This is a genomic window from Bacteroides sp. AR20 (genome assembly GCF_964250605.1).
GTDB lineage: Bacteria > Bacteroidota > Bacteroidia > Bacteroidales > Bacteroidaceae > Bacteroides > Bacteroides uniformis.
In genome coordinates this window covers 47,009-60,473 of record NZ_CAXUGK010000015.1, presented here as the reverse complement: position 1 = coordinate 60,473, position 13,465 = coordinate 47,009, and the positions used below count along the sequence as shown (strand labels likewise).

Below are 13,465 nucleotides of genomic sequence, written 5' to 3'. Positions count from 1 at the left end.
CACGAACAATGACAAGGAGAATGAATGCAAAGAAAATAAGTAAGAGCATTCTTGCACTGCTGATAACAGTACCTGCTCTGCTTGCAACAAACGCTATGGCACAAGAACTAAAAAAGCCGACCCTGGAAGATCTGATTCCCGGAGGTGAGACCTACCACAAACCGGAAAACAAATCGTACCAGTGGTGGGGCGATGCCGCTTGTCTGGAACTTGGCATCGACAATATAGAAGGTACATGGGCTGTCAAAGGATTAGGTGCCAAGCCCGGAGAGAAATTCACTGCCATCACATTGGAAGAAGCCAACGCGCTGCTGGAAGAAAAAGGACTTGGAAAACTGCGTCACTTTCATGCTGCAAAGGCTGTCAACGTACCCCGAGGCGTCAATCTGGGTATTCAAGTCCAAATAGACCCACTCCTGCTGCTGAACACCGGCAAGTACCGTGCCCTCGTCGACTGGAAGAAGAAAAAAGTCATCTGGAGCCAGCCTTGCCCCACCCAAGCCGCAAATGAGGATTGGAACGAGGTAAGCCGCCATTTGGCTTATACTATCGGCAATAATCTCTATGTGATGACCGGTGACGGGCAAACCCTGAAAGTCACCAACGAACCGGAAGGTATCGTCTGCGGACAAAGTGTGCACCGCAATGAATTCGGCATTTCAAAAGGCACTTTCTGGAATCCTGCCGGGGACCTGCTGGCCTTTTATCGAATGAACGAAAGCATGGTCACCCCCTATCCATTGGTTGACATCACGACAAGAATAGCACTGGTGGATAAAATACGCTACCCCATGGCCGGCATGCTCAGCCATCAGGTAAAGGTAGGTATCTACAATCCGGCTACTCAAAAGACCATCTACCTGGACATGGGCGACCCAAAAGACCGCTACTTCACCAACATCACCTGGGCACCGGATGGTAAAAGCCTCTATCTGATAGAGCTAAACCGAGACCAAAACCACTCCAAACTGTGCCGGTACGATGCGGAAAGCGGAAAGCTGCAACAAGTGCTCATCGAAGAGAGACATCCCAAATATGTGGAGCCGCAATCTCCCATTCTATTCCTGCCATGGGACAGCCACAAGTTCATCTATCAAAGCCAGCGTGACGGCTTCAACCATCTGTACCTATACAATACGGAAGGGGAACTGCTGAAGCAACTCACCTCCGGCCCCTGGCTTGTACAAGACATCGTAGGTTTTAACCGGAACACGAAAGAGCTCATCATCAAGAGTACGGAAATCTCTCCTTTGCAGAGTAACCTTTACGCTGTCAACCTGAAGAATGGCAAACGCAGCTTGATAGGAGACCCAACCGGCATGCACTCGGCACAAATCTCCGGTTTCATGGGAACTTACCTCATCGACAATGCCTCTTCGCCCACTTGCCCCCGTATCATAAAACTGATGTCCACCAACCCGAAAAAACAACGGGAACACACACTGCTGACAGCCAAGAACCCCTACGAAGGCTTTGAAATGCCCAGCATAGAAGTAGGCACCATCAAAGCCGCCGACGGCAAGACAGACTTGTACTACCGCCTGATAAAGCCTGCCGACTTCGACCCGGCAAAGAAGTATCCCGCCATCGTCTACGTATACGGCGGCCCGCACGCCCAGATGATAACGAACGGCTGGATGAACGATGCCCGCGGCTGGGACATCTACATGGCAAACAAAGGCTACATCATGTTCAGCCTCGACAACCGTGGCAGCAGCAACCGTGGACTGGAGTTTGAAAACGCCACCTTCCGCCAGCTGGGCATCGAAGAGGGCAAAGACCAGGTGAAGGGCGTAGAATTCCTGAAAAGCCAGCCTTATGTGGACGGAGAGCGTATCGGCGTGCACGGCTGGAGCTTCGGAGGACACATGACTACGGCGCTGATGCTGCGCTATCCCGAAATTTTCAAGGTAGGCGTTGCCGGCGGACCGGTTATCGACTGGGGATACTACGAGATAATGTACGGTGAGCGCTATATGGACACTCCGCAAGCGAACCCGGAAGGCTACAAGCAGACAAATCTGAAAAACCTTGCCGGTAACTTGAAAGGACATCTGCTCATCATACACGACGACCACGACGACACCTGCGTGCTGCAGCACACCCTTTCATTCATGAAGGCGTGCGTGGATGCCCGTACCTATCCCGATTTGTTTATCTATCCCACGCACAAGCACAACGTCCTGGGACGCGACCGTGTGCATCTGCACGAGAAGATAACAAGATATTTTGAAGAATATCTTTAATGTACAATGTACCATATACAATGTACAATTTGCTATGCAGTGCGGGCGTGCAAATAGGGAGTAGATGGTAGAAGAAAGAAGAGAATAAAAGAGAGAATAAATCATTAAGTATAACAATCTGTACAACTTACCTGATGCCCCACAGCACAGACAAATTGTACATTGTAAATTGTAAATGAACCCATGAAAGTATTATTATTAGGCTCCGGTGGCCGCGAACACGCTCTGGCATGGAAGATTGCCCAAAGCCCGAAAGTAGAGAAACTATATATTGCGCCCGGCAATGCAGGTACAAGCGAAGCAGGCGAGAATGTGAACCTGAAGGCGACAGACTTTCCCGCACTCAAGGCCTTTGCCCTTGAGAAAGAAATCGACATGATTGTTGTGGGTCCCGAAGACCCGTTGGTACAAGGCATCTTCGACAGCTTCAAGGAAGACCCTGCCACCTGCCATATCGACATCATCGGCCCCACCGCCAAAGGTGCTACACTGGAAGGTAGCAAGGAATTTGCCAAAGGCTTCATGATGCGCCACAACATCCCCACTGCCCGCTACAAGAGCATCACCGCCGACAACTTGCAGGAGGGACTCGACTTCCTCGCTTCCCTCGAAGCGCCTTACGTACTGAAGGCCGACGGACTGTGTGCAGGCAAGGGCGTGCTGATTCTCCCCACACTGGAAGAAGCTCAGAAAGAGCTGAAGGAAATGCTGGACGGCATGTTCGGCGATGCCAGCGCCACGGTAGTCATTGAAGAGTTCCTCAGCGGCATCGAATGTTCCGTATTCGTGATGACAGACGGCCGCCACTATAAGGTATTGCCCGTAGCCAAAGATTACAAGCGTATCGGCGAAGGCGACAAAGGCCTCAACACCGGCGGTATGGGCAGCGTTACTCCCGTACCTTTTGCCGACGAAACATTTATGGAAAAAGTACGCACCCGCATCATCGAACCTACCGTAAACGGTCTGCTGGAAGAAGAAATCGGCTACCAAGGCTTCATCTTCCTGGGACTTATCAACGTGAAGGGCGAACCGATGGTAATTGAATACAACGTCCGCATGGGCGACCCCGAAACCGAAAGTGTAATGCTGCGTATCAAGAGCGACCTGGTAGACCTACTCGAAGGCGTTGCCCAGGGCGACCTCGACCAGCGTACACTGGAATTCGACCCACGCACAGCCGCTTGCGTCATGCTGGTAAGCGGAGGATATCCGGAAGCCTACGAAAAGGGCAAGGTGATGACCGGATTCGAGAAGGCTGCCGAAACGGACAGCATCCTCTTCCATGCCGGAACAGCCACCAAAGACGGACAGACCGTAACTGCCGGTGGCCGTGTCATCGCCGTCTGCTCCTATGGTGAAACAAAGGAAGAAGCCTTGCAGAAGAGCTACTGCGTGGCCGACATGATAAACTTCGAGAAGAAATATTTCCGTCGCGACATCGGATTTGACTTATAAATGAGAACGAAGAGATTCCAGAACCGGATAACGGCAGGGCGGTTCACACTACCCACCGCTATCCTGATTTCAGTATCCTGCTGGATACTGACCGCTGTTCTGTTGCCCGAAACGGAGACACAGCAAAGCGGATATTCCCTTTGGGAAACATTCTGCGACTTCTGCATCCCCACCTGGGCAAACCGTCTCTTCAGCTTTATTCTGTATGCCGTCATCGGGTACTTCCTAATACAGCTCAACAATACGTTCGCCATCATCCGGATGCGGGCATCGGTACAGACTTCTGTCTACTTCCTGCTGATATCCGTCTGCCCCAGCCTGCACATGCTGTATGCGGGAGACTTGGCAGCCGCCTCCTTCCTGGTGGCACTGTTTTTCCTCTTCAAGAGCTACCAGCAGGCACGGCCCACAGGCAGTCTCTTCCACGCCTTTGTCTTCATCGGACTGGGCAGCCTGCTTTTTCCGCAGCTCATGCTGTTTGTCCCCATCTTCTGGATAGGTGCCTACAACTTCCAGTCTCTCCAACCCAAAAGTTTCTTCGCTTCCTTGGTAGGATGGAGCGTACCCTACTGGCTGTTGCTGGGACACGCCCTCTACTACGGGCAAATGGAACTCTTCTGCCAGCCCTTCCGCGAGCTGGTGACCTTCGCTCCCACCCGGTTCGACTATCAGCCGTGGGAACTCGCCACCCTCGGGTATCTCCTTGTTCTGTTCATCGTCAGCGCGGCACACTGTCTCATTGCCGGCTATGAAGACAAGATACGCACCCGAAGCTATCTACACTTCCTCATCCTGCTGAATTTCTGCATCTTTGTCTATATCGGACTGCAACCGGTATTGAGTGTCCACTTGATGTCCTTCCTGCTCATCGGTGTCAGCATCCTGGCGGGACACTTGTTTGTACTGACAAATAGCCGCAGTTCCAATATATTCTTCATTTGTGCATTTATCGGATTATTCATTCTATTAGGATTCAACATATGGACGCTTTTGTAGATACACTCGTACAGCTGCTGATTGACTGGGGATATGTCGGTCTGTTCATCTCTGCCCTATTGGCAGGAAGCATCATTCCGTTCAGTTCCGAGATAGTGATGGTAGCACTGGTCAAGGTCGGTCTGAGCCCGGCACTGTGCGTACTCTCCGCCACCTTGGGAAATACGCTGGGAGGCATGACGTGCTACTACATGGGACGTCTGGGACGTATAGACTGGATTGAGAAATATTTCAAGGTAAAAAGGGAAAAGATAGAACGGATGCAGCATTTCCTCCAAGGGAAAGGGGCACTGATGGCTTTCTTCGCCTTTCTGCCTTTTGTGGGAGAGGCCATAGCCATTGCACTGGGCTTCATGCGCAGTAATCTGATGCTGACCACCACGTCCATGTTTGCAGGGAAACTGGTGCGCTACATAGCTATGCTGTGGGCACTGCAAGGAGCCATTTCGATGATGAATTATTGACATGTAGTGAGTTTGAGCAATAGATGTATAGATACAACGCGTTGGATGTATAGATGCAACGTGCTGGATGTATAGATGCAGCACGCTGGATATATAGGCGCAACAACACGCTGAATCACAGAGAATTAAACTAAATAAAAACATTCAACAAAAGCAGAAGTGATGCAACGAATCATAGAGAAGACGGAAGACGGAAGTGCGACACTGTTTGTACCGGAACTGAATGAACATTATCATTCGGTAAAGGGGGCACGTACAGAATCACAGCACATCTTCATCGACATGGGACTGAAAGCATCCGCTACTGCCCGCCCGCATATCCTTGAAATCGGTTTCGGCACCGGGCTGAATGCCCTGCTTACACTGGAAACTGCCGAAAAGGAAAAGAGACCTGTGCACTATACCGGTATCGAACTCTATCCGCTTGCATGGCCGGAGGTGGATGCGCTAAAATATAGCGACAATCCTCTGTTCGAGGAACTGCATCGGGCTGCGTGGGAAGAAGAAGTTGCCATAACTCCTTATTTCACACTGAGAAAAGTGCGGGCAGATATCGAAACAATAAGCATCGACAGTTTGTTAATGATTAATAAATCTCCGTTCGACGTTGTCTACTTCGATGCTTTTGCACCCGAAAAGCAACCGGGAATGTGCGAGGAAAAAGTCTTCCGGAATATCCATGCCGCCATGAGCACTGATGGCGTGCTGACCACCTACTGCGCCAAAGGAGTAGTACGCCGCATGCTGCAAGCCGTAGGATTCAAGGTAGAGCGTCTCCCAGGTCCCCCCGGAGGGAAACGGGAGATACTGAGGGGAAGGAAAGAGGAAGTGATAAATGGATAAGGAATAGTTGATAATGAATAGTTGATGCCCCCTGCCACAGCGCAGCCAAATTGTAAATTGTAAATAGTAAATTGTAAATGAAAAAGTTTTGTTTTTTACTCCTCATAGCCACCTTGCTCTTCTCGTGCAAGCAAGGAGGCCAACAGAACAAGAAGAATGACGATAAACCCGTGATTACCGTCACCATCGAGCCGCTGCGGTATTTCACCGAAGCCATTGCCGGCGATGAATTCACCGTCGTCAGCATGGTGCCCAAAGGTTCAAGTCCGGAAACCTACGACCCCACGCCCCAGCAGCTTGTCGACCTTGCCCAAAGCAAGGCCTATTTCCGCATCGGCTACATCGGTTTCGAGCAGACATGGACGGAAAAACTGACGGACAATGCTCCCCACCTGCAATTCTTCGATATGTCCGAGAATGTGGAACTTATTCTGGACGATACCCATGCACATCATCATAAAGACGGGCATGTACACGAAGGCCATACGCACGCCGGTGGTGTGGAACCCCACATCTGGAATTCCACCATCAACGCCCAAATCATTGCCGGAAACATTCTGAATGCACTCTGCGCCATAGACAAAGCCAATGAAAACGCCTACATGGAACGTTACAACGCACTCATCCGGCGGATAGAGCATACAGACAGCCTCATCTGCCAGATGCTTTCCAGCCCGAATGCCGACCGTGCCTTCATGATTTATCATCCGGCACTTTCCTACTTTGCCCGCGACTACAACCTGCACCAGATTCCTATCGAAGCCGGTGGAAAGGAACCCTCTCCCACCCATCTGAAGAACCTGATAAACTCCTGCAAGAAGGAGAAGGTACGCGTCATCTTTGTACAGCCGGAATTCGACCGCCGCAATGCCGACCTTATCGCCCAGCAGACCGGAACCCGGGTGGTGGCTATCAATCCCCTCTCATACGACTGGGAGGAGGAGATGATGAATACGGCCAGAGCGCTTGTAAAAGAGTAAACGATGATTCTGTCCATTTAACGAAGAAGAAGCTATGCCTGCATCCCCCATTATAGAGATAAAGAACCTCAGCGCCGGATACGATAACCGGACCGTACTGCATGATATAAACCTGACTATCTACGAACGTGATTTTCTGGGTATCATCGGCCCCAACGGTGGAGGAAAGACCACACTTATCAAGTGCATCCTGGGACTGCTGAAGCCCACTGCCGGAGAGATACTTTATCATACCGATTCCCCGTCACCCGAAGTAGCCGGTTCTCAATGCCTACCCCTCAACACTCGATTATCCATGGGGTATCTGCCCCAGTACAGCAGCATCGACCGGAAGTTTCCCATTACAGTAGAAGAAGTCATCCTTTCAGGCCTCAGCAGCCAAAAGCCACTTGCTTCGCGCTTCAATACCCGACACCGGGAAAAGGCCCGCCATGTGATAGCCCGCATGGGACTGGAAGGCATGGAACAACGCGCCATAGGTGCCTTGAGCGGCGGACAGTTGCAACGCGCCTTGCTGGGACGTGCCATCATCTCCGACCCACAGGTCGTGATTCTTGATGAGCCCAGTACCTACATTGACAAGCGTTTTGAAGCCCGCCTCTACGAACTACTGACAGAAATCAATGAAGAATGTGCCATCATCCTCGTCAGCCATGACATCGGTACGGTATTGCAGCAAGTCAAGTCTATCGCTTGCGTCAACGAAACGCTGGATTACCACCCCGACACCGGTGTCACGGAGGAGTGGCTGGAACGGAACTTCAACTGCCCGATAGAGTTATTGGGACACGGAACACTGCCACACAGAATACTGGGAGAGCATAAGCATGCTCATGAATAAGCAAAGGAGGTTGGTTTTACAGTAAACCAGCCTCCTTGCTCTTTCAAATAGTCACCCGGCAATCTTCTTACCCATTATTTATATCGGAATGCCTTATATGAATGGGGCAACAGTAATAAACGGAAAGAATTCTTAGGCGTAACCGGACGTCTGGTCTGTATCACCGGTCCGGCAGGAAGAGGACTCAAAACAGTCCCATCCTCCAAGCTTTCCAGCTTCATCACCTTATCACCGGTCACGATACGCACCTCTACCGGTTCGTCATTGAAGTTCTCTACCACCAGCGTTTTATTGTCATATACAAACAGGCCTACTTTGGAGGGAGCTTCCAGACAGACTCCTATGTCCTTACTCATAATGCGACGAATTTCATTCAAGGCATTGGCCGGAAAATCATACAGATTGCCCATATCGTCGGGAATGGTAAGAACATACAGATTACCGGTAGCATACGGGGCTCTCAACAGAATAGGATAGCCCGAAACTCCACCCGTCAGCGGACGACCGGCACTGACCATCTCCCAAGCATCATTCGTATAATACTGCACCTGCGGAATCAACAGGTCACGTCCGGACTGCCCGTAACGGCCGAAATCATTGACAAGAGCCTTCAAATCAGTACAACGCAACTCGGCTACCTCTGTAAGCTTCTCAGGAATGGCTTTCAGCAAACTGCTCGTAACCACCACATCACGCCCGCTTTGCAGTTGTCTCTTGATTTTAGCCATAATTTCCGTATCCTGTGCAGCTTGTGCAGTCAGCAGAACCACTTGCTGGTCTTCCGGAAAAACAGGACGCATATCCATCGGCAAACCTATCATGCCCAAATAGTTCTGAAGGAAATCATCACCGGCGGCATGAAAAGGCTTGTAGGATTTTATACCCACCGGATTCCCCAGCTTATGAATCAACTTATCCGTCTGTTTCAGCACAACACCGGCTATACGGGCCATCGTGGTAGGTTCTACCAAAGAGCCGTCTTCCAACCGGATGGGAGCAGTCACCTCATCATAGTTAAAGCTGGTACCCATTCCCTGCCAGGGAGTACGGTATTTAGGAGACAACTTCACATCCAGAAGCTGGTGATAGGCAAATAGAATAATCTCGGGAGCCTTGGCAAGCATGGTCAAATGAAGCTGTTCGGCATACCGGTCCATACCCATGTTCAGTCCACCTACATCGACCCATCCCCCACCGTTATAACCCGGACGCAGGTTATCGAAATAACGGATAATATTATAACTCAGATAGTTCTGCAAATGCTGATTACCTGCCGGGTCCCTTGTTTCAGTACCGGTCCAGATACCGTCAAAGAGCTGGGGACCTTCCTCCAAATTAAATCCCAAACCTTGAAAGTGATCATACCAGTTGGGATATTTGATAATCACCTTTATCTGAGGATTCACTTTCTTGGCAGGTTTCAGCACGAGGTCACGACCGGCCTCGGTCATCAGCTTCAAGCGGTAGTCCGTCCAGCTCTGCATTCCTTTTGCCTTTATTTCTATGTCGGACTTGCAGCTGGTGAAGAAGAAATCATCCAGAATAAACTCATCAAAGTGTTTCGCCGTGTGTTCCGCAATCTTTTGCACCATCTTGCGGTGTTCGGGATTGGAATAGCAGAATGTCTCGAAACTGTTTGCCTCGTTGATGGTATAGGTAATACCTCCAGCTGTCTCTATACCCCGGTCATGAAAGAATTTCTTTGCCTGCTCCAGAGTGGCATCCTCCACAACCAGCAAGTCCCGGTGTGTTTCCAGATAAATCTTGTCCACTTCCAACTGTTGTGAAATCACATTCCAGGTAGAATCCAGCCAATGGATGTCCTTCATCTTGTCTACCTCGTAAGCACGGACATAAATGGATACTTTGAAACTCTCGTAAGCTTTTGCCTGCATGGTCATATTACAAACCATGCAGAGCAGAAAAACTACAATTACAAACTTATCTACCTTTATTTTACTATTCATTGCAATTCAATATTTTATTAGACGCCAATACCATATACATAAACCACGTAGCATGTCCACCCAGGCAATACTCACCTTCCTGCCACAAGAACGGAAAATGAAGCAGTTCCGGTAGATCGGGACGAATCAGATTAGTACCCGGAGAAACTCCACCCGGGATATAAGACCAATCAGCACGATTGACACCATAGGCGGCCTTCATCGTTTCGGCACCAACCCCCGTTACAAAAGCTGCCTGGTTACGTCCCGGATGCATACCCAGCAGATACTGGACGGCATTAAAAATGTAGTCCGGTGTAAATAAGTCAGGATAAGCAGCATGTAAATAACAGTAGTTATAGCCCAAATGCTGAGGCTCCCATGAACCGGAAGAACGGTTACCTCTGTCGTGTGGCACTCCATACGGGGTTTTACTGCTATACTCCTGATACATGGCCTGTAACTCCGGCAATGCCTTACGAATAGCCTTGCTGAAACGGACATTGCCCACAGCCTGGTCGAACCGTCCGATGAACCAGCCCGTCTGACGGATATTCTTGCAGATGAAATCCTGCTGCTGCAAAACGAAATCGCGGTACCCGGCTTCCTTCGTTGCCAGATAAAGCTCTACGGCGGCATGTACTTTCGTTGTCAGTATCCAATTGTTATCACAACGTGTAATCTTAAACAGCTCACGGGCTATTTCCAGACAATCTGCCGCCAGAGTATCATTATGTCCCTTCAGCACGCGTGAAATACCTGCCAGCCAAGCGGTCACCTGTAACTCACGTCCCGGATTGTCTTCCGTAAACACCCAACGGTCATCAGCCGTTCCACTGACATGATCAGTATGGGCCGAAGCATCTCCCAAGTGTGCATATTGCCGTACAGTAGGACACAAAATTCCTCTATAGAGGCGTCCCAATGCCTTCCAACCGGCTACTACGGTCAAAGCCCCGTTTTCCACTTGCTGTAACAAGTCGTTTTTCCCGTCAGGCTGGTGTATCTCTACAATCCGTTTTTCGAAATCAATGGAAGTCTCGTCCCAGTAGGCACCGAAATTCTCACAAGCCATAGCGAGGATATAGGCTTCACCTGCCTGCGACTCCACACGCAGGTCATAATCGCCTGCATCGTGCCAACCGCCTACGTTCAATCCCGGAACAAGATCGCCCGGCTGATATTTACACAGAGTAGAAGGTCCCTGGCTATATCCGTCAATGTGATTGATATTCGTTTGGGCCATTCGGGCATCGTCCTGGTGACAGAAGTCATGCCATACACGATACTTCTCGTTGACACGCATGTGACACATCTGTACCGGCAGGAAATATTCCACCTCCGCCTGCCAGATTCCTTTATCCCAAACATCCTTTGCAATACGGAACACCGGAGAAGCCGCATCACCGTACATCACCTGATAAAGTCCCTCTTCCGTAATTTCCGTAAAGTCGAACTGCAAATAATGGTAACGCTGGAAATCTCCCCAATCCTTGGCAGCCTGCTGTTTCACCAGTTTCCTGCCGTCGGCCGCAATACGGTAGAGGGCAGGTTGCCGGAAATCTGTATCCCGTTTGTCCAATTCGATGACAGCCACTTTCTTCTGTCCGGGATGATAACCCACTTGGGAAGTCTGTACTACCGGTGCATAGCGCCACTCCTTGGTAACTGTGGGACGGATAATCCATTTTACCGCATTCCCTTTCGTTCCTGCCGGAAATTCCGAACGAAGCACAAACCAACCGTTATTATGGTTTATCCGTCCGTCATACAGCATCAAATCTCCCTTCTCACTCTCAATCGTAATCTTTGCCAACTCATCCTGCGGATTGAGCACAAACTTTTTTCCCGCGGCAAGAGGGGCAGAGACAATATCATCGGCAATCATCGGATTATAAGTCTTCCGGTCCAGAAGCAACTGGTCCAGGCTGGCTTTCCCCTTAGGATTGAAGTCTCCGATATGCTCCATATTGGAGGTCTGCTTCATGGTGGGCCCCATCGCCTGATGAGGGAAAACACCCGTCCGGTTATCCATAATCCAGGGCTTGCCCAACAAGGTAGAAGGCACCAGCTCCAGATTGAAACCGAGCTTCCCGGCAAAGCGCTCCGGAACCGGCCGGTCCAAATCAACAGTCAATACCAGATAGTCCTTTTCCCCTTTCACCTTGATAGTATAGCCGAAAGCAAAATCCGGATAGAGCATCGGATTGAACCCCGCCATATGCTTGGCCGAGTCAGGATAGCTCAGTGTGACACGGATTTCGTTGGCAGCCTCATCCACCACCCGTTTCCTCATCTTGGGCAATCCCTGCCACTGCCCCTGCGAAATCTCGAAACGCACATCACCGCCTGCGGCCCTGCGGTCTCCATTCAAAACCAAGGTGACACCCCCTTGGTGTCCTTCAGGATAGACATCACTGAAAACCATCACATTGGCCCCGTGGTTTTCAAAATACCCCGACGGGTTAATCTTGAAGTCCTGGGCTTGCAAACCAGCACAAAGCATCAGTGATGCCGCACCTATTATCAATTTCTTCATACGTATTATTTTAAACGATTATACATTTCCACTCCCAAGCGTACCGTATGATATGGACAACGCCACATACTTACTTTGGGAGCCTCCTTTTTAGGCTCTCCGTCGAAACAGTCGCTATACCATTCCCCGTATTCCTTGTCCACCATATGGTCTTTGACAAAAGTCCAGACCGTATCAACCGATTGTAGATAAACGTCACTCCCGCTGATTTGCCAAGCATTGACACAAGCTATCACCGTTTCAATCTGGCCCCACCATGAGGCATGCTTGGTTTTTCTGTCACCTTTCTTCTCGTAAATCATATAGCCTTTATCACTCATTCCTTCAGCCAGACAAGCTTCCGTCACATCCAATGCAAGCTGATTTGTCTGTTCTATCAAGTCCTGATTTTCCAGCGTACGGGCAGCCTCACAAAGCAACCATCCGGTCTCAACATCATGTCCGTAAGAATCCATTTCGACCAGACTGTTCCACTCATTATCAAAGAACAGATTGAAATGCTTCCTTGACGGGTCGTAAATGCGGTTCATGAACAAATCGACGCAAAACTCAAGCCTTTTCTTCAAGCCATTGTCTTTCCAGCACTGATATAGAAGGGTATAAGCTTCCAACACATGCAGATGGGCATTCATGGTCTTAGGAGCGTTATTATCATATTGCTCCAATTTTTCCCAATTTTCGGTAAAGGATTCCACATAACCGTCATATTGCGGTTCGCGACCTTTTTCTTCCAAGACATGATACAAACTAATAGCAGTTTTCAGACTTTCGTCGTTACCCGTCGCCAGATAGTGCTCTGCTAATCCATAAATAGCATAAGTCATGGCATAAGTATACTTAGAAGCATTCACTACTTCACCATCGGGGTTGACCAACCAATACACCCCACCGTTCTTCTTATCAATAAATGTATCGATAAAATAGCGCTGAGACTTGTTGGCAAGTTTCAGATAAGATTCATCTCCAAATGTACGGTATGCAGCAGAAAAACTCCACAGAATCCGGGCATTCAACACTCCTCCTCTGGGAGCATCTACCACCGGAGTACCATTCCGCAATACAGTCCCATAAAAACCGCCGTCAGGCGCCACTGCATAATCCATCCAAAATGGCAGTACACTGTCCCGGACATTGGCAACAATTTCCGCACAC

At 49.7% G+C, this 13,465-nt stretch carries 10 protein-coding genes; 7 read left to right on the top strand and 3 right to left on the bottom strand.

Translation table 11 applies throughout. The features are described 5' to 3' along the window. The first annotated feature begins 20 nt into the window (after nt 1-20). The 7 genes from ACESTD_RS09500 (at nt 21) to ACESTD_RS09470 (ending at nt 7,828) form a co-directional block, all read left to right on the top strand. Nucleotides 21-2,246: a DPP IV N-terminal domain-containing protein gene (locus ACESTD_RS09500; RefSeq protein WP_373158827.1), complete on the top strand. Its 2,226-nt coding sequence runs from the start codon at nt 21-23 to the stop codon at nt 2,244-2,246. A gap of 183 nt (nt 2,247-2,429) precedes the next feature. Further along, nucleotides 2,430-3,704: a phosphoribosylamine--glycine ligase gene (gene purD / locus ACESTD_RS09495; RefSeq protein ID WP_022400954.1), complete on the top strand. Its 1,275-nt coding sequence runs from the start codon at nt 2,430-2,432 to the stop codon at nt 3,702-3,704. After that, entirely contained in the window at nt 3,705-4,700 is a 996-nt protein-coding gene (locus ACESTD_RS09490) for a hypothetical protein (protein WP_005834261.1), read from the top strand. After that, nucleotides 4,685-5,164: a YqaA family protein gene (locus ACESTD_RS09485; protein WP_005830979.1), complete on the top strand. Its 480-nt coding sequence runs from the start codon at nt 4,685-4,687 to the stop codon at nt 5,162-5,164. Before ACESTD_RS09490 ends, ACESTD_RS09485 begins: the two co-directional genes overlap by 16 nt. A gap of 162 nt (nt 5,165-5,326) precedes the next feature. Beyond that, nucleotides 5,327-6,007 (top strand): tRNA (5-methylaminomethyl-2-thiouridine)(34)-methyltransferase MnmD, encoded by a 681-nt coding sequence (mnmD, locus tag ACESTD_RS09480; protein ID WP_373158826.1) that lies wholly within the window; start codon nt 5,327-5,329, stop codon nt 6,005-6,007. 77 nt (nt 6,008-6,084) lie between these two features. Next, nucleotides 6,085-6,987 (top strand): metal ABC transporter solute-binding protein, Zn/Mn family, encoded by a 903-nt coding sequence (locus ACESTD_RS09475; protein WP_022400951.1) that lies wholly within the window; start codon nt 6,085-6,087, stop codon nt 6,985-6,987. A gap of 34 nt (nt 6,988-7,021) precedes the next feature. Beyond that, complete coding sequence (locus tag ACESTD_RS09470) at nt 7,022-7,828, top strand: metal ABC transporter ATP-binding protein (protein ID WP_098032022.1); 807 nt, start codon at nt 7,022-7,024, stop codon at nt 7,826-7,828. Between the two features lie 74 nt (nt 7,829-7,902). Here the strand turns inward: ACESTD_RS09470 and ACESTD_RS09465 are convergent, their stop codons facing one another. From ACESTD_RS09465 to ACESTD_RS09455, 3 genes are read right to left on the bottom strand one after another with little or no spacing between them, the layout of a single operon-like run. After that, nucleotides 7,903-9,795: a hypothetical protein gene (locus ACESTD_RS09465; RefSeq protein ID WP_373158825.1), complete on the bottom strand. Its 1,893-nt coding sequence runs from the start codon at nt 9,793-9,795 to the stop codon at nt 7,903-7,905. Next, nucleotides 9,788-12,313 carry a glycoside hydrolase family 9 protein gene (locus tag ACESTD_RS09460; RefSeq protein ID WP_117881060.1) on the bottom strand — a complete coding sequence of 842 codons (2,526 nt, stop codon included), beginning with the start codon at nt 12,311-12,313 and terminating at the stop codon, nt 9,788-9,790. The genes ACESTD_RS09465 and ACESTD_RS09460 overlap by 8 nt, the downstream gene beginning before the upstream one ends. A 5-nt stretch (nt 12,314-12,318) precedes the next feature. Further along, on the bottom strand, nt 12,319-13,416 hold the full coding sequence (locus ACESTD_RS09455; RefSeq protein ID WP_227980093.1) for an AGE family epimerase/isomerase: 1,098 nt from the start codon (nt 13,414-13,416) through the stop codon (nt 12,319-12,321). Between the last annotated feature and the right edge of the window lie 49 nt (nt 13,417-13,465).

Excerpts from the sequence above, each read along its gene's own strand:
- ACESTD_RS09485 (WP_005830979.1), top strand. The coding sequence starts at position 4,685 with ATGGACGCTTTTGTAGATACACTCGTACAGCTGCTGATTGACTGGGGA.
- ACESTD_RS09455 (WP_227980093.1), bottom strand. The coding sequence starts at position 13,416 with ATGGATTATGCAGTGGCGCCTGACGGCGGTTTTTATGGGACTGTATTG.
- ACESTD_RS09465 (WP_373158825.1), bottom strand. The coding sequence starts at position 9,795 with ATGAATAGTAAAATAAAGGTAGATAAGTTTGTAATTGTAGTTTTTCTG.
- ACESTD_RS09500 (WP_373158827.1), top strand. The coding sequence starts at position 21 with ATGAATGCAAAGAAAATAAGTAAGAGCATTCTTGCACTGCTGATAACA.
- ACESTD_RS09490 (WP_005834261.1), top strand. The coding sequence starts at position 3,705 with ATGAGAACGAAGAGATTCCAGAACCGGATAACGGCAGGGCGGTTCACA.
- ACESTD_RS09460 (WP_117881060.1), bottom strand. The coding sequence starts at position 12,313 with ATGAAGAAATTGATAATAGGTGCGGCATCACTGATGCTTTGTGCTGGT.
- mnmD (WP_373158826.1), top strand. The coding sequence starts at position 5,327 with ATGCAACGAATCATAGAGAAGACGGAAGACGGAAGTGCGACACTGTTT.
- ACESTD_RS09475 (WP_022400951.1), top strand. The coding sequence starts at position 6,085 with ATGAAAAAGTTTTGTTTTTTACTCCTCATAGCCACCTTGCTCTTCTCG.
- ACESTD_RS09470 (WP_098032022.1), top strand. The coding sequence starts at position 7,022 with ATGCCTGCATCCCCCATTATAGAGATAAAGAACCTCAGCGCCGGATAC.
- purD (WP_022400954.1), top strand. The coding sequence starts at position 2,430 with ATGAAAGTATTATTATTAGGCTCCGGTGGCCGCGAACACGCTCTGGCA.